Annotated in this window: 17 protein-coding genes; 2 read left to right on the top strand and 15 right to left on the bottom strand. The window is 42.1% G+C overall.

All coding sequences use genetic code 11. From position 1 onward, the window contains the following. Positions 1 to 78: 78 nt before the first annotated feature. From VZF35_RS23895 to VZF35_RS23860, 8 genes are all read right to left on the bottom strand, one after another. A complete protein-coding gene (locus tag VZF35_RS23895; RefSeq protein WP_407308903.1) occupies positions 79 to 483 on the bottom strand; it encodes a YlbF family regulator in 405 nt (134 codons plus the stop codon). 84 nt (positions 484 to 567) lie between these two features. Next, positions 568 to 1,902, bottom strand: coding sequence for a tRNA (N6-isopentenyl adenosine(37)-C2)-methylthiotransferase MiaB (gene miaB, locus VZF35_RS23890; RefSeq protein ID WP_407308902.1), 1,335 nt, complete (start codon positions 1,900 to 1,902; stop codon positions 568 to 570). A 57-nt stretch (positions 1,903 to 1,959) separates the two neighbouring features. Further along, positions 1,960 to 3,006 carry a sporulation integral membrane protein YtvI gene (ytvI, locus tag VZF35_RS23885; RefSeq protein WP_407308901.1) on the bottom strand — a complete coding sequence of 349 codons (1,047 nt, stop codon included), beginning with the start codon at positions 3,004 to 3,006 and terminating at the stop codon, positions 1,960 to 1,962. Beyond that, a complete protein-coding gene (locus VZF35_RS23880; RefSeq protein WP_407308900.1) occupies positions 3,006 to 4,268 on the bottom strand; it encodes a D-alanyl-D-alanine carboxypeptidase family protein in 1,263 nt (420 codons plus the stop codon). The genes ytvI and VZF35_RS23880 overlap by 1 nt, the downstream gene beginning before the upstream one ends. Before the next feature lie 23 nt (positions 4,269 to 4,291). Beyond that, a complete protein-coding gene (locus VZF35_RS23875) occupies positions 4,292 to 5,143 on the bottom strand; it encodes a DegV family protein (protein ID WP_407308899.1) in 852 nt (283 codons plus the stop codon). 150 nt (positions 5,144 to 5,293) lie between these two features. Further along, on the bottom strand, positions 5,294 to 5,416 hold the full coding sequence (locus VZF35_RS23870; RefSeq protein WP_407308898.1) for a hypothetical protein: 123 nt from the start codon (positions 5,414 to 5,416) through the stop codon (positions 5,294 to 5,296). 85 nt (positions 5,417 to 5,501) lie between these two features. Beyond that, entirely contained in the window at positions 5,502 to 5,927 is a 426-nt protein-coding gene (locus VZF35_RS23865) for an acyl-CoA thioesterase (RefSeq protein WP_407308897.1), read from the bottom strand. 193 nt (positions 5,928 to 6,120) lie between these two features. Then, positions 6,121 to 7,611: a peptidoglycan DD-metalloendopeptidase family protein gene (locus tag VZF35_RS23860; RefSeq protein WP_407308896.1), complete on the bottom strand. Its 1,491-nt coding sequence runs from the start codon at positions 7,609 to 7,611 to the stop codon at positions 6,121 to 6,123. A 141-nt stretch (positions 7,612 to 7,752) separates the two neighbouring features. Between VZF35_RS23860 and VZF35_RS23855 the strand changes: the two genes are divergently transcribed. Then, the gene (locus VZF35_RS23855; RefSeq protein WP_407308895.1) at positions 7,753 to 7,947 is read left to right on the top strand and encodes a DUF896 domain-containing protein; all 195 of its coding nucleotides are present in this window, start codon (positions 7,753 to 7,755) and stop codon (positions 7,945 to 7,947) included. 12 nt (positions 7,948 to 7,959) lie between these two features. On the opposite strand, the gene VZF35_RS23850 is transcribed toward VZF35_RS23855, so the two are convergent. Beyond that, positions 7,960 to 8,625: an MBL fold metallo-hydrolase gene (locus VZF35_RS23850; protein ID WP_407308894.1), complete on the bottom strand. Its 666-nt coding sequence runs from the start codon at positions 8,623 to 8,625 to the stop codon at positions 7,960 to 7,962. A gap of 239 nt (positions 8,626 to 8,864) precedes the next feature. Here VZF35_RS23850 and VZF35_RS23845 point away from each other — a divergent pair, with 239 nt between their 5' ends. Then, a complete protein-coding gene (locus VZF35_RS23845) occupies positions 8,865 to 9,152 on the top strand; it encodes a hypothetical protein (protein WP_407308893.1) in 288 nt (95 codons plus the stop codon). 54 nt (positions 9,153 to 9,206) lie between these two features. Here the strand turns inward: VZF35_RS23845 and VZF35_RS23840 are convergent, their stop codons facing one another. From VZF35_RS23840 to VZF35_RS23815, 6 genes are all read right to left on the bottom strand, one after another. Further along, positions 9,207 to 9,953 (bottom strand): DeoR/GlpR family DNA-binding transcription regulator, encoded by a 747-nt coding sequence (locus tag VZF35_RS23840; RefSeq protein WP_407308892.1) that lies wholly within the window; start codon positions 9,951 to 9,953, stop codon positions 9,207 to 9,209. Between the two features lie 22 nt (positions 9,954 to 9,975). Then, on the bottom strand, positions 9,976 to 11,709 hold the full coding sequence (gene pyk, locus VZF35_RS23835) for a pyruvate kinase (protein WP_407308891.1): 1,734 nt from the start codon (positions 11,707 to 11,709) through the stop codon (positions 9,976 to 9,978). A gap of 17 nt (positions 11,710 to 11,726) precedes the next feature. Next, on the bottom strand, positions 11,727 to 12,737 hold the full coding sequence (gene gap / locus VZF35_RS23830; RefSeq protein WP_407308890.1) for a type I glyceraldehyde-3-phosphate dehydrogenase: 1,011 nt from the start codon (positions 12,735 to 12,737) through the stop codon (positions 11,727 to 11,729). A 358-nt stretch (positions 12,738 to 13,095) separates the two neighbouring features. Next, a complete protein-coding gene (locus VZF35_RS23825; protein ID WP_407308889.1) occupies positions 13,096 to 14,274 on the bottom strand; it encodes an acetyl-CoA C-acetyltransferase in 1,179 nt (392 codons plus the stop codon). A gap of 48 nt (positions 14,275 to 14,322) precedes the next feature. Beyond that, on the bottom strand, positions 14,323 to 15,465 hold the full coding sequence (locus tag VZF35_RS23820) for an acyl-CoA dehydrogenase (RefSeq protein ID WP_407308888.1): 1,143 nt from the start codon (positions 15,463 to 15,465) through the stop codon (positions 14,323 to 14,325). A gap of 33 nt (positions 15,466 to 15,498) precedes the next feature. Then, entirely contained in the window at positions 15,499 to 16,281 is a 783-nt protein-coding gene (locus VZF35_RS23815) for a short-chain-enoyl-CoA hydratase (protein WP_407308887.1), read from the bottom strand. Positions 16,282 to 16,296: the final 15 nt, after the last annotated feature.

The following is a 16,296-nucleotide window of genomic DNA, read 5'->3' as shown; positions in this document are numbered from 1 at the left end:
AAAACAGCTTAAATCCTAAAAAGGGAAGAGCTATAGATTTAGCCCTTCCCTTAGATCATCTCGAACCTTCGTCTTGGGTTAATGCCCGCAACTGCAGCCTCCGCATCCTGCACTATCACAGCTGCCGTCATCACAGGAACAACTATCCGAAGAGCTAGCAATAGCACCCGCTAATATGGCATTGACGCTGTCCAGCATTTGAGTAAACTTATCCTGCGCTTTCATATAGGCCGCAATGGCAGGGTTAGCCTCTACTCGGGCTTCAATTTCATCGACTACTTTTTTATCCTCTTCAGAAAGCTCTTGATTGTTTTGTTGCATTTCCATAAACCGTTCTTGAGCTTTCTGTAACTCTGCAATCAATTGTTGAGCGGACTCATCAGCAGTCATAGCATCTTCCATGCTGTGCAATTCGGCCAGTTCCGGGCTCCGAGCAATTGCGTCTGCTAAAAGCTGAGCCTTCTCTGTAACTTCATTTGTCATTTTTTACACCTCCATAACGCTACATTCTACATTTAACAACTCAATTCCTGCCTCACTAAAATTAAAAAGTGTTTCATAGTCATTCTAATTTTCGAGTTCTCCCACTAGTGTCCAAGATCCTGCTTCGACAATCTTTAAGGTAACTAATGACCCGATGACTTCCGGAAGACCGTTAAATACAACCAAAATGTTTCCGCGTGTGCGACCTGTTAGACGATTAGGGTTCGTCTTACTGGGCCCTTCTACTAGAATTTCATAACGTTTCCCGATCATACTTTGTCTCAATAGATAACTTTCTTCATTTTGAACACTCATCAATCTTTGGAGACGCCGTTTTTTAATGTCCAGCGGAATCTGATCGGGCATATCAGCTGCTGAAGTCCCTGAGCGTTTTGAGTACATGAATGTAAACGCTTGGCTATAATGTACTGAATTAATCATCTCAAGGGTTTGTTCGAAATCTTCCTCAGATTCGCCAGGGAAGCCAACAATTATATCTGTTGTCAAAGTAGCCTGAGGAAGAAGCTCACGAATTTTACGAACTCTGCTCAAATAGTATTCCCTTGTATATTGGCGATTCATGCACTCTAAGATAGAATTACTGCCCGATTGAAGAGGAAGATGAAAATGTTCGCATAACTTATCTCCACGAGCAATTGTCATAATTAATTTATCGGATAAGTCCTTGGGATGGGAGGTGATAAAACGAACGCGTAAAAGCTCCGAAATTTGATCTACTTCCTGAAGTAAATCAGCAAAATCAAAGGTTGGATCAAACTCTTTGCCATAGGAGTTTACATTTTGTCCCAAAAGAGTAACCTCCTTGCACCCATTAGCGGCAAGAGCTTTAATTTCACGGATGATGTCCTGAGGTTGGCGGCTCCGCTCTCGGCCCCGAACATGCGGAACAATACAATACGAGCAAAAATTATCGCAGCCGTACATGATATTCACATTTGCCTGCAGTTTCCCTTTTTCGGCCAAAGGGGTAGATTCCATGGTTTGGTGTGATTCTTGCCAAATTTCCGCGATTCTTTTTTCAGTCTCAGAACGATGCAGTAGTTCGGAAAAATCATGCAAATTATGTGTACCTGTCCAAATATCCACGTGGGGTGCGCGCTTCTGCAGGCGCTCTAAAGCTCCAGGTTGCTGAACCATACAACCGCTAATGGCGATCTTCAAGCCTGGGTTTCTCTCTTTAAGTTTCTTGAGTTCACCAATCTTGCCTAGAATTCTATTTTCTGCGCTTTCCCTGACACAACAAGTGTTAACGATGACCAAGTCGGCGTTTTCAAGGTCATTGGAACTTGTGTATCCTTCTTGGCGCGTAATTTCAGTTAAGGTTTCGGCATCACGCTCCGACATCTGACAGCCATATGTTATGGTTACTACTTTCTTTTCTTTTTCCAAAAGAGTCAACTCCTAAAACACATATTACCTAAAATTTATTATAATGAACAATCAACGAAAAAAAAATCAAAGATTGCGAAAAACTCCAGCCCTGCTCAAGGCATAATAGGCGATAAGAATAAACGGTCCCAAAATTAAGCCGACAATTCCCATTGAAGCTAAGCCAATATACATACTTATCAAGACAAACAGTGGGTCAAGTCCAACGTTATCACCTAATATTTTAGGTTCGATAACGTGTCTCAGTATTGTAATAATCGATGTTAAGAGGATTAATTCAAGAGCCAAGAAACTATGCCCGCTGACATACGCTAAAAGTGACCAAGGGATCAAAACAATCCCAACTCCTAATACTGGGAGAATTCCAAATATCCCTGTAATCGTACCTATAATAATGGCATATTTAGGATGGATTATCCACAATCCAACGATGGAACAAAAGAGAGTTATCAAGAAAACAATAGCTTCTGCCCGAACAAATCCCGCAAATGCCCGCGAAAAATCTAATCCCAATCCTCTGAGATCCTCACGCCATTCCCAAGGAAAGACATTCAAGAAGTCGTTTAGATAGCGTTTAGTCCCTTTAGACATGAAAAAAGTAGCAACCAGCGCAATAACAATGATAATGACAATCTCTGGAATCTTTGCAGCGATAGACAACACACCGGTTAGGACAGCCGGTACTCTGCTCACAAATTCTTTGACCGTGTTATTGATACTATCATCCGTACCAGGGAGCTTTAAATAATAAACCTCAACCCTCGTAAGCCAATGCGTAATAAAATGTTGAATGAGCTGGTTATAAAACGGCCAATGAATATAGATTTCTTGAACTTCTCGAATCAGCCGAACTACCAAAAGGATAATTAAGACACCCAAGCCTCCAATCTCTAGAACCATTGCGGCAATAACAGCTGCAACTTGAGGTAGGTGGACTTTTCTTATTAAGAAATTTTTAAGCGGACTTATGGTTACGGTCATTATGAATGCCAAAATAAATGGCAAGAAAAGGTAACTAAAGCGTCCAACCAGATAGATGAAAATGCCAATGACCAGCCAAAAAACTAAAAACTTCAAACTTCGATTTAAAAATAGTTTCGTAACCTGGTTCACTAATTAGACTCCCTTCTCCTCGTGAGCAAAATTCGTCTTCGTGACCGACGTTCAGCATCAATCTTCCGACGAAACAGAACTAAAAAAAGAACTCCCGTGAGGGTAATACCCACAAGCCAAGAAAGATAGTTAGGGTTGGAACTCTTAATGGGTGGCTGCGGTATAATAGTACGTGCTGCTTTAAGAGTCAAGGTGTCTAAAAGAGTGCTTCCATCATAAACCTCCATTTGAGCAACCTCCTGCCCCTCTTTAATTGTAGTTAGCTTACCGGCAGAAGGGATCACTTTGAGGGTTAAAGACGAAGGAGTCTGATCGGCGAGATTTTGTGTCAAGTAAATGGGACGATCTATTTTTAAATCAACAGGTTCATTATTTACCATTACCGTGGATAGTACTGAACCAGCAGGTTTTAAAATCTTGTCAGCATAATTTGTATACCCATAATCAAACAGATTCTGCATGTCCGTATAAATTTCACGACCAGGAGATTTTAGGATAACCCCGATCAGTTGACGCCCATCTTTGGTCATTGAAGCGACAAGACAGTTTTCTGCTGCTGACGTGTATCCTGTTTTAATGCCGTCAACATCAGAATCTTGCCACAATAATTTATTTTCGTTAACCATTTGAGTAGGTAAATCTGGCTTTGATCTACTGATTCCATGGGATTTAGTACGAACGTACTGTGCGAATAGGGGGTTTTGATAAGCAACCCGAGCAATTAAGGCCAGATCATGAGCTGTCGTTACATGACCTTTCTCGGTTAATCCGCTTGGATTGACAAAATGCGTTTGAGTAGCCCCAATTTCCAGAGCTCGTTGATTCATTAGGTCGACAAAGCTCTGTACGTCTCCCCCGATATGTTCAGCTACTGTAACAGCAGCATCATTTGCAGAGTTCAAAAGCATAGCGTAAAGCAGGTCCTGGAGCGACATCTTTTCCCCAGGCTCTAAATAAACTTGAGTCCCATAAACAAGCTTACTATTAAGCATGGTCGATGAAACTGTTACAATATCATTTAGATTTCCTCGTTCGAAGGCTAACAGCCCGGTCATAATTTTTGTAGTGCTGGCCGGGGCTAACTGCTCATTGGGATTTTTAGAAAATAGAGTTTGTCCAGACTGGACATCAATTAAATAAGCACCCTCGCCGCGCACCTGAGGTAAAGGTTCCAGACCGGTAGGCTTGTCCTCAGCATAGGTTGCCGGTGAATTACTCAGGACCATCGACAACGCCAGTAATATGACCATGATGAATTTCAAGGAAGTGAAACCTCCTATTCTTGTTATACTTTGCGCTGATAAAATAGTGCCAGTGTGCCTGGGCCTGTATGACTGCCGATAACACAGCCAATTTCACTGATCCACACGTCTTTTACCGAAACGTGCTGACGGATTTCTTGGGCTAGCATCACTGCCTCTTCATAACATGCGGAATGAGAAATTCCGATGACTTGTTGTTCAGGTTGATCAATTTCCTGTTCTAAAAGTTCAATCAATTTTCGAATTGCCGCTCGCCTAGACCGAACTTTGGCTAAAGGTTCAATTTTCCCGTCTGGAGTCATATGTAAAACAGGTTTGACATCAAGCAAACCTCCGATGAATCCAGCAGTTTTACTGACTCTACCTCCTTTAACCAGGAACTCTAAGGTATCTAGAGTAAATACATAACGCATTTTTTTGCGAATGTCAAGAATTCTTGCTTCAGCTTCCTGCCATGATGAAGATATCGTCAAAATTTGTTGTGCAGACATGGCAAGCAGTCCATAACCAAAGGATGCTCCTAAACTATCAATAATATGAACTCGTTCAGGTGCCGAGGTAGTGTCCCGCATAATCTGAGCGGTAGCAAATGTTGAGCTCAAGCCTGAAGAAAGATGGATTGCCACTACCTCGTGGCCTTCCGACAAGAAACGCTCATAATGTTCTAAGAGGGTGTTCGGGTTAGGCTGAGATGTTTTAGGTAATTCTTTGAAGTGATTAAATTCAGTATAAAAATCTTGGGTTTTAAGGTTAACTCCTTCAAGATAGGTATTACCGTCGATGGTGACCGGCATGGGAATTGTATCAATACCTGCTGCGATCGCGCGATCAAAAGGTATGTCGGACGCACTATCAACAAGAACTTTGAAGGACATAATTATACCTCCCTAACGAAGACGATACGACTTATTATAATTCGATATAGGATTATATTATCCTGCAGAACGAAAAAAATAAATGCCCATGCCTTTCTGCACTGGACATTTATTCTATCACTAAAAATCAGCGGTTATATCGATGCCGAACTAGGAGGCTAAACGTTGGATAATTGCATGTTGTCCCACAGTGGCCATCAATTTTGGAAGTTCCTGCTTCTTAACTAACCGATAATTTACTTCTTCGCCTTCAATCCAAGTTACAAGAAACATAGAATCCCCTTCTCTCAGATGTATTATGTATACATAATACCATAATACATGATAAAAAACAAGTTATCCCAAGGATCCTTTAGACTTAGACATCATTAATTTTTCTGTTTACAATCAATTGGAGCTGTGCCCAAAGAACAGTATCACGAATATCCGCATGATGACCTTCCCTGTTAATAAACAAGTGAGCTGTTTTGCCTTGAGCTAAAAGGAAGCCCTCTCGGAATACTTGATAGGAAAAAGAAACGGATCGTGATGTTATTTTCTCTATCTCCGTGATAATCTCCAATTCATCATCGTAGCGGGCGGGTTTACGATAGCGGCAGCTTGCTTCTATAACTGCCAGACCAAAGCCTTGTTCCTCAAACCTTGTGTACGGAAGATCTATTTCACGAAAAAGCTCTGATCTACCAACTTCAAACCAGATAAGATAATTCGAGTGATAGACTATACCCATTTGGTCGGTTTCGGCATAACGAACTCGCAGCTGAGTTTTTCCTCTCAATCCCATAAGGGAGCCCCTCCTTTGCCTTGTAACTTGTATTATTGCCTGTATCTTTGGCTTCTTAGTCATGTTTATCTGTAAAGAAGCAGGGACGCTCGCCATCCATGGTTAAAGTCCCTGCTTGCCAATCCTCGGCAAAATTTTCAACGAAGTTGTACTTCTGGCATTAAACTTAAGAGCGCCCCTGGCGCTCTTAAGTTTAATGCAAATAGTTTAAAGGATTCACTGTGTCGCCGTTTTGAATAATCTCAAAATGAAGATGAGGGCCTGTGGCATTCCCTGTTGCACCGACAAGACCAATGGTTTGTCCCTGGCTCACTTTTTGTCCGACAGAAACCAGAAGTTTTGACGAATGACCATAGCGAGTCATAACACCATTACCGTGATCAATTAAGATCATATTGCCATATCCGCCGCTCCATCCGGCTGCAACGACTGTTCCTGATGCAGCCGCTGTATAAGGCTCGCCAGTATCCCCGCCAATATCAATCCCGGTATGGAATCCCCCCGAGCGAGATCCATAGTAAGAATTAATTGAACCTCTTAAAGGCCAAGCAATTCCTGAAATAGCCCCAGATCCTCTAGACCATGAATAGGCGACATTGACAGGGACACGACTTGGGCCTCTGTCAACGACTTGATCAACAGGTGTCTTGATTTCTTTCTCATCAACCACTTGTTTTGTGACATCTACTCCGTTTTTTTGAATATAGGAGTAAGTCACAAATTTTGATCCATCACTGCCTTGTTGTTTGATCACTGTCGTACCAGTTGGCAGTTGAGTATTGGTATTCGTAATCACATCAAAGGCGACAATCTCTGTGTCAGTTCGGATACCTTTACTAATCACGTTGAGATATGGTGTCACCGAAACCAGTTTGATCTTTTGTCCACTTTGTAACGTACTATCTTCTGTCATCCCCGGATTACCCGCTAAAACTTCTTTGGTTTTCATATTATTTTTGCGTGCGATCAGCCACCAAGAATCATTAGCTTGCACGGTATAATCTGTCGTTGTAACCTTACCATCTTTTAATTCCTTAAAAACTTCTTCGGGAAGTTTTACTTGATCTGGCTGAGCCTCAATAGGCTTCGTAGATACGGTTTCGCTAAATTCCACACCGGATACTTTGTTATTGTCAGTCGCTTTGGCATATAAATCCTGATATTCTTTCAGAACTTCTTGAACATCCTCTTTGCTGGGTAAAATGGCAATCTGAACATCAGCAATTTCTAAAGAAATTCCATCTATATAGGCCGTTAACGTATTTTGCAGTTCTTTTTTAGTTGTAACTTCTTGAATTAAAGCCGCTTTATTTACACGTACCGGTTCAAAGGTAATTTGGTCATGGGTCTTTGCAAGCTTACCGATCGCCTGCCCTCGGCTATTCAAGATATCATCAACCATTTGTTGGCCTGATTTTTCACTTTTGACAATTCCTATCTTCTGGCCGTTCAAGATTAGATAATCGGCAGAGCTTGAACTACTCAAATAAACACTTGAACCGACAATAAGGAATACAAGAATTACTGTACCCGCTATTACTTTCGGTGACTCCCAAGTTATATCGCTAAATTTTGGCTTAGTCCATAATTTAATTTTTAAAAAAGTAGGTTTGACACTAAGTTGTAGGCGTGCTGCTAGCTTTAGAATATAGGTTTTCAACGTTTGTTGGCTTATCTTTTTCATCCAATCCCCCATTCGTTATCTGTTGTAGAACATTATATCATTCATCCCTGAGCAAGAGTACAATCTGTCATTATTTTTCGCATCATGTTATAATATGGTGTTACAATTTTAGACAGATGTTGACGAAGGGAGAAATTTCTCGTGAGTACCACACCAATTAACATACTTATTAAGCGCATTAATGAACTTTCCAAAAAGCAAAAAACTGAGGGCCTTGAAGAATGGGAAAAGGCTGAACAAGAGGTTCTGCGTCAAGAGTATTTGTCATTCATCCGGGGCCAAGTCAAAGAAACACTGAGCAAAGTAAAAATAGTTGATGATCTTCCTGTTCAATAATATTTGCCCTGATTATTGGATTTTGCCATTGATGGACTTTTGTAGTTTGTCCAGCCAATGATTTGATGCGGGGGTTGCGGGCCCATGCCCTGGTAAAATCCAGCGTAAAGGACGTTCTATAACCAATTGTGCCGACTCTCTTAATGTTTCAAGACTCCAAGAAAAAACATTTGGCGCTAAACAAATCTCTCCGCCCTGAAAAAGGTCTCCAACGATAGCAATACCATTTCGATAAAGAACGATGTGACCTGGTGTATGACCAGGTGTATGAATGATTTCCCAATCCTCAAATATTTTTCCGTCTTCTAAAGGGCTAATCTCCTTAGGAGGATTTAACGCCCCATAAATAGGTCGAGTTAGCAAGGGCAGCCAGCGCTTAATGCCAAGTCGTTGCTCTTGTCCAATAATATAAGGTATCTCCAGTATATGTGCATAGATGGGACAATGCGCCACGTTTTGCAATTTTACCGCACTTCCGACATGGTCGACGTCGTAATGAGTAAGAATTATTCCTTCGAGTGTCGCGGGATCCAGTCCGATATTGGTAATATACTTTAAGATTCGATCCTCTTGTCCAGGTAATCCCGAATCAACCAAAAAAATACGCGAACCTGTCACAAGATAAACATGGGCTCCTTTTACCCCATCTATCAAATGAATACCATCAGTTACTAACACTAAACTATTTCCCCCATCCCAATGGTAAACGTGCTTTCTGTCGTCATATTATGATTGCTAGTTATGATGAGCAGAGCACGTTCTTTCTTTCGCTAATTTCTATAGTTTGTTCGACAGAAAGACTAAAATACCTTTTTGGCTTGATAAATAAACTTATAAAATGATTGAATGTATTTTTTTGACCATTTGACAAATACTAAGTGATGAAGAATTGATTTTCGATAAGGAGGAGGATCCTTATGCCGGAACGAATTCTAAAATTTGGAGGAGTTAAAATCCGCAACCTTGTTCCTCCAGTAAAAATTAACCGATTTGTTAATCGTTTGCCATTCAAGAAACGAGATTCATTGTTTGAAATTGCCAGTGAATTACAAAGTGCCGGGCTTATTGATGTTTTAAATGACCGCTCTCAAAGTACTATTGATAAAGACACAATTGATGATCAAATGACGAATACAGGAAGTTTTGCTCATGAAATTAAAGGTTTTAAAAGACACTCTAAAGACAGCTTAACTCTTCCAAAATAATAAAAAAATTCCGCACCGACTTGTGTTGGCGCGGAATTTTTTTATTATTTTGGGTTACGCCAGCAGAACCTTGACACCTAAAGAGTTAAGTTTCTCTCGAACAGGTTCAGCTAAACCGGCATCCGTAACTAATGTCTGTATACTATCCCATCGAGCAAATGTATGAAAATAAATTTGCCCGATTTTTGCACTGTGAGCTACAAGAATGACTTCTTTGGCAACTTTTAGCATAACTTGTTTAACTTCAGATTCCAGCATATTGGCAGTTGACAAACCACGTTCAATCGTTACACCCGTGGCTCCTAAAAACAGTTTATCAGCGTTAAAACCCTTTAAGACCGATCGTGTCACAGGCCCAGCTAAGGCAAATGTCCCGCTCCGGACTTCCCCTCCAGTCATCAAGACGGTAATTTCATCCCGATTCCCTAAGACACTTGCGATGGGAATTGAATTGGTAATTACGGTGCATTTAGTATTCAGAGCCTGGGCAACGGCTAACGTCGTGGTACCGGCATCCAGGATAATCGAATCTCCTTCAGAAATAAGCGTCGCTGCTAAATGACCTATTCTTGCCTTTTCCTGTTCGGCTTCTCCCATATTAAGCAAAGTGTCCATTATAGGAACTGGAGGATAGATCGCTCGTCCGTGCTCGCGTTGAATTAAACCCATCGCTGCCAAGTTCTTAAGATCTCGACGGATCGTCATCTCCGATACATTAAACCTCTTGGCCAACTCAATAACGGTTAAATTTCCATGCGTTTGGAGTAAATGATGAATTTCATCCTGCCTTTCAGAACTCACGATCTCCCCCCTTTCACATTACTTACAGAATACTCACCGAACCTTCATACATTATGCCTGTCAGCGCATCAACAGTTACCAATTGCCCATTTCCTACCTTCGAAAAAGCCTCCGGTACGCCGACAATTGCCGGTATTCCATATTGTAAAGCCGCAATCGCCGCATGTGAGGTCAATCCTCCCTCTTCGACAACGAGTGCGCCAGCTCGGGCTATGAGGGATACAAACCTGGCATCCGTACTCTCGGCAACTAAAATATCCCCTTGATTAATCGTATCCTGAGTCGGATCCTTAACTTTCTTAGCCAATCCCGAATAAGATTTACGCCCAATTCCTATACCTCTAGAGAGTATGTTGCCTATGATTTGAACTTTAATCATATTCGTTGAGCCAACTTTTCCAATAGGTACACCTGCAGTAATCACAACGACATCACCAGAGCTGATGTAATTTCTGTTTAAGGCAGTATTTACGGCAACGGATAGCATTTGATCTGTTCCGGAACTTTCAGGAACGACAAGGGGTTGAACTCCCCATTGCAGAGACAGTTTTCTTGCTGTTGTAGCAAAGGGAGTTGCCGCCACAATTAAGGCTTTAGGACGATATTTGGAAATCATTCGTGCTGTCAATCCAGAATGTGTGGGTGTAAGAATGGCAGCAGCTTCCAAATCCTTAGCAATCGTATAGCTTGCAAAACTTATTGCTTCGGCTACATTTAGCTGAGGGTGACGAGTTGCTTGATTTCCTAAAGACGTTGTTTCTGTACGCCGCGCAATTTTATCCATCATTTGGACCGCTTGTAACGGGAAAAGGCCTGCAGCTGTTTCACCTGAAAGCATAATTGCGTCTGTTCCATCCCAGATTGCATTAGCAACATCGCTGGCTTCTGCCCGCGTAGGACGTGGCTGCCGAATCATAGAATCCAGCATCTGAGTGGCAACGATCACAGGTTTTCCAAGCAAATTGCATTTGGAAATCATCTCTTTTTGATGAATTGGGACCTCTTCAACGGGAATTTCTACGCCTAAATCTCCGCGTGCAACCATCAAACCATCGGCAACTTCCAAAATTGAATCTAAATTTGCAAGCCCTTCCTGACTTTCTATTTTAGCGATGATATGGACAGTTGCTCCCATTTCTTCAACAATTCTACGTACATCTAAAATATCAACTGCCTTCTGAGTAAAGGATGCTGCAATGAAATCAATTCCCTGGGAAATCCCAAAGCGTATATCCTCGATATCTTTATCTGTAACTGCCGGTAAATCCACGTGGATACCTGGTACATTTACTCCTTTTTGAGACTTGAGGACTCCGCCATTTCGAACAATAGTTCGAATCGTTTCATTTTCTACAGAGCTTACTTCCAAATCGATCTGACCGTCGTCAATTAAAATATGGGTTCCTGGTTTAACACTTTGCCATAGAGTTTTATGAGTTATTCCAACTCGCTCCTGATCCCCTAGGCTGAGATCAGTACTTAGGGAGTAAGAAGCTCCATTTTCCAGCTTAATTCCTTCACCCGGAACCATTCCGGTGCGCACTTCTGGGCCTTTCGTATCGAGAAGAATACCTAAATGCTTGCCTACTTTAGCAGCTTCTTCTTTCAAAACAGAAATTCTTCGACCATGTTCCTCATGTGTTCCATGCGAGAAATTTAAGCGTGCAACGTCCATTCCCGCCGCTAGAAGTGCTTGAACATTTTCTTTAGACTCACTTGCCGGACCTATCGTGCAAACAATCTTAGTCCTTCTCATGCTGTATTTCCTCCTGATTACAGACCTTTGGCTGCAATAAGTTTTACCAAATCCACAATACGGTTGGAGTAACCCCACTCATTATCGTACCAAGACAATACCTTAACCATTCGATCCCCCATCATCATCGTTGACAAACCGTCTACAATTGAGCTTGCTGGGTTCCCGTTAAAATCGTGTGAGACGAGGGGCAGATCTGTATACTCAAGGATTCCTTTCAACTCATTATTAGCTGCTTGGCGCAAGGTTGAATTAACGTCTTCCTTGGTGGTTGGCTTACTCAAATTAGCAACAAAATCTACTAAGGAAACATTAGGTGTTGGAACTCGTACAGCAAGCCCATTCATCTTCCCTACCAATTCTGGAAGTACAAGTGTCACCGCTTTCGCCGCACCTGTAGTTGTTGGGATCATAGATTGATAAGCGGCTCTTGACCTGCGCCAATCGGAGTGCTCTAAGTCCAAAATACGCTGATCATTAGTCACTGAATGAGTCGTCGTCATCATCCCTTGTTCAATTCCGAAAGCATCAAGTAATACTTTGGCAACTGGCGCAAGGCAGTTTGTTGTACAAGAAGCATTGGAGATAATGTGATGATTTTTGGGATCGTATTTGTCATCATTAACACCCATAACGATAGTTATATCTTCGTTTTTCGCCGGTGCAGAGATAACTACTTTTTTAGCTCCAGCAGTAAGATGTTGTGCCGCCGCATCGCGCTTAGTGAAACGGCCCGTTGATTCAATGACAAGATCAACGCCCAGCTTAGACCAGGGTAAATCTAACGGATTTCTCTCAGCCAAAATCTCAATACGTTTTCCATCGATGATCATAGTACGGCCATCGATTTCGACGGAATTTGGAAGGATGCCATGAACAGAATCATACTTGAAGAGATGAGCCAACAAATCAGGACTCCCTAAATCATTGATAGCCACTACCTCAAAAGGAAGTGATTGTTTAAGGGCAGCACGAAGTGTAAGTCTGCCAATTCTACCGAACCCATTAATTGCCACGCGTAAACTCATGTTATAAACCTCCTCTTAATTATCCAACGTTAAGGCTGGATGATGCATATATATGCTAATTAACATTTATTCTGTGCAAATAAACAAATTCCTGCTATCCGAAATGTTTATTTACACATTTATTTGTTTATGTTTAGGATTCCCTAAACAGAACAAAAACTTGCAGACTTACTTAGATGTTAGAAGGCTATAAAGAAAACTCGGCTTATGCCGAGCTTGCGAAAGCAGAAGCTGTTAGTTGCACTTATGCTGTAGAAAGTATTCAACGAAATTATACTTTCTGACAGTACAAAAAAGAAATAGGCTTGTAACTAAGGTTGTTACAAACCTATTTCAAGATTATTCCTTCGTTAAAATCCTATCGTTCAACAATTAAAGCGATTCCTTGTCCGCCGCCGATACACAGCGTAGCCAAACCGCGTTGAGCATTCCTATGTTTCATTTCATGAAGTAACGTAACCAAAATCCGTGTCCCTGAAGCTCCAACCGGATGACCTAAGGCGATGGCTCCTCCGTTGACGTTTGTTTTTTCCATATTGAGGTTTAACTCTTTGGCTACTTCCAACGTTTGAGAAGCAAAGGCCTCATTAGCTTCAACAAGGTCAATATCCTCAATCTTCAAACCAGCCTTTTCCAAGGCCTTGCGGCTTGCAGGAATTGGACCTGTACCCATGATACGAGGGTCTACTCCAGCTGAAGCCCAGGATTTAATCGTAACTAAAGGAGTTAATCCTAGTTCCAGAGCCTTCTCCTTGGACATAACAACCACGGCAGCTGCACCATCATTGATACCTGATGCATTTGCAGCTGTAACCGTCCCGTCTTTTTTAAACGCTCCTCGAAGCTTAGCTACTGACTCGTACGTTGCCCCAAAACGTGGAAATTCATCTTTGGAAACGATAACGGGATCTCCCTTGCGCTGCGGGATAGAAACCGATACGATCTCTTCATCGAACTTCCCGGCTTTAATCGCCGCTTCCGCACGATTCTGGCTTGATACAGCATATCGATCCTGTTCTTCACGAGAAATGCCGAACTGCTCTGCAATATTTTCCGCAGTAATACCCATGTGAATATTGTCAAAAGCATCAGTTAGCCCATCGTTAATCATTAGATCGACTAAATTTCCATTTCCCATTCGATATCCAGTTCGTGCTTTGGGGAGAACATAGGGAGCTAGAGACATGCTCTCCATTCCTCCTGCGATGACCGTATCCGCGTCCCCTGCAATAATAGCTTGAGCAGCACAAACAACAGATTTGATACCAGAACCACAGACTTTATTTAGGGTCCATGAAGGAACTTCTTGGGGAATTCCAGCCTTGATTGCTGCTTGCCGAGCAGGATTCTGTCCCAGTCCGCCTTGCAGAACGTTGCCGAAAATAACCTCGTCAACTTGGTCAGGAGTAATTCCAGCTCTATTAATCGCCTCTTTAATGACAATTGCCCCTAATTCTGCGGCAGGGATTTGTCCTAATGTCCCACAAAAAGAACCTACTGGTGTGCGAACTGCGCTAACGATAACAACGTCTCTCATTAAGTCATCTCCTACAGCAATATTTTATAAACTCTAATGACGATTATCTTATCCTTTTAGAACAAGGCTGCTGATAACGACGCGTTGAATTTCATTAGTACCTTCATAAATCTCGGTAATTTTAGCATCCCGCATCATGCGCTCAGCAGGATACTCACGAGTATAACCATATCCTCCATGGAGTTGAACTCCCATGGTGGTTACAGCCATTGCCGTTTCAGAAGCAAATAATTTAGCCATCGCCGAAACTTTGGAAACAGGAACATGTTGATCAGCCATTCTGCAAGCTTTATAAACAAGCAAACGAGCAGCTTCAATTTGGGTTGCCATATCGGCTAATTTAAACTGGGTATTTTGAAATTCTGAAATGGATTTACCGAATTGCACACGCTCTTTCGTATACTTCATGCATTGCTCATAGGCACCTTGGGCAATTCCTAAAGCCTGGGATGCAATGCCGATTCTACCGAAGTCAAGTGTTTGCATAGCAATTTTAAACCCATGGCCCTCTTCGCCCAATAAATTCTCAGCCGGTACATGAACATCTTCAAAAACTAATTCATAGGTTGCCGATGAACGAATCCCCATTTTCATTTCTTTTTTACCGAAAGAAAACCCTGGCATTCCCTTTTCGACTATGAAGGCAGCAATTCCACGATTCCCCTTGCTCTTATCCATTTGAGCTGTGACGACATAAGTATCAGCATAATAGGCATTGGTAATAAATATTTTGCTGCCATTTAAGATGTATTCATCACCTTGACGAACAGCCGTTGTTCTCGTTCCGGAAGCGTCCGAACCTGCCATAGGTTCTGTTAAACCAAAAGCTCCAAGTTTTTCACCTGTAGCTAATGGGGTAAGATATTTTTTCTTTTGTGCTTCCGTACCAAATTTATAAATAGGATTGGCACAAAGGCTGGAGTGTGCAGAAATCGTTACTCCCACAGAAGCATCAACTCTTGAGAGCTCCTCAACAGCAATAGCATAAGAGATATAGTCCGCACCTACACCGCCATATTCTTCAGGAAAGGTAATACCGGCAAGACCGAGCTCCCCAGCCTTCTTCCAGATCTCTACAGAAAATTCTTCTGTCTCATCACGATGTTCTGCACCTGGTGCGCATTCTTTTTCTGCGAAATCACGTACCATTTTCCGCATCATGACATGGTCTTCAGTTAAATCAAAATTCATAATTTTCATCCTCCATCTCTCTAATAAACGTTTCTAACGGCCTTCAAAAGCAGGTTTTCGTTTTTCTATAAATGCAGTGCAGCCCTCTTTTTGATCCGACGTACTAAAAGTAAGGCCAAAAACTTCCGCTTCATAAGCTTGTGCACTGTCTAAATCCAAATTAACTCCTCGTTGTATGGCAGTCTTTGTTAACTGGACCGCCACAGGGGCCCGTCCGGCAATTCGCTGAGCAAGTTTTTGGGCTTCTTCCATTAGAGACTCTAAGGGATAAACCCGATTCACAAGCCCGATTCGATAAGCCTCTTGAGCATCGATGATATCGCCAGTAAACAATAATCCACTGGCAAGCCCTGTCCCAACTAAACGAGGCAACCTTTGTGTACCTCCGAATCCAGCAGTAAGTCCTAACGTTACTTCTGGTTGACCAAATTTAGCATTTTCGCTGGCGAGACGGATGTCGCAAGCCATCGCTAATTCGCATCCTCCGCCTAAAGCGAAACCATTGACAGCAGCAATTACGGGCTGAGGTAAGAGTTCAAGCTTGCGGAACGCTGCGTGTCCCAATTGAGCAAAACGCCGGCCTTCTAAAGGAGTAAAATCTTTCATTTGTGAAATATCCGCTCCTGCAATAAAGGCCTTTTCACCACTCCCGGTGATAATTACAGCCTTGACACCAGAATCTCTCCCTAACTCATCAAGAGCAGTGGACAGTTCCGTCAATGTGTCACTGTTTAAAGCATTCAAGGCTTTCGGACGATTGATCGTTAGGATAGCAACATTATCATGACGTTCTAGTAAAAGATTTGTGTACTCCACGCTTTGACCTCCTTG

Source organism: Desulfosporosinus paludis (assembly GCF_045689965.1).
GTDB classification, from domain to species: Bacteria; Bacillota; Desulfitobacteriia; order Desulfitobacteriales; family Desulfitobacteriaceae; genus Desulfosporosinus; species Desulfosporosinus paludis.
Note: the sequence above shows the minus strand (reverse complement) of the source record. Positions and strands in the feature narration are given on the sequence as shown.

Excerpts from the sequence above, each read along its gene's own strand:
- VZF35_RS23895 (WP_407308903.1), bottom strand. The coding sequence starts at position 483 with ATGACAAATGAAGTTACAGAGAAGGCTCAGCTTTTAGCAGACGCAATT.
- VZF35_RS23875 (WP_407308899.1), bottom strand. The coding sequence starts at position 5,143 with ATGTCCTTCAAAGTTCTTGTTGATAGTGCGTCCGACATACCTTTTGAT.
- VZF35_RS23870 (WP_407308898.1), bottom strand. The coding sequence starts at position 5,416 with ATGTTTCTTGTAACTTGGATTGAAGGCGAAGAAGTAAATTATCGGTTA.
- VZF35_RS23865 (WP_407308897.1), bottom strand. The coding sequence starts at position 5,927 with ATGGGATTGAGAGGAAAAACTCAGCTGCGAGTTCGTTATGCCGAAACC.
- VZF35_RS23860 (WP_407308896.1), bottom strand. The coding sequence starts at position 7,611 with ATGAAAAAGATAAGCCAACAAACGTTGAAAACCTATATTCTAAAGCTA.
- VZF35_RS23845 (WP_407308893.1), top strand. The coding sequence starts at position 8,865 with ATGCCGGAACGAATTCTAAAATTTGGAGGAGTTAAAATCCGCAACCTT.
- pyk (WP_407308891.1), bottom strand. The coding sequence starts at position 11,709 with ATGAGAAGGACTAAGATTGTTTGCACGATAGGTCCGGCAAGTGAGTCT.
- gap (WP_407308890.1), bottom strand. The coding sequence starts at position 12,737 with ATGAGTTTACGCGTGGCAATTAATGGGTTCGGTAGAATTGGCAGACTT.
- VZF35_RS23825 (WP_407308889.1), bottom strand. The coding sequence starts at position 14,274 with ATGAGAGACGTTGTTATCGTTAGCGCAGTTCGCACACCAGTAGGTTCT.
- VZF35_RS23820 (WP_407308888.1), bottom strand. The coding sequence starts at position 15,465 with ATGAATTTTGATTTAACTGAAGACCATGTCATGATGCGGAAAATGGTA.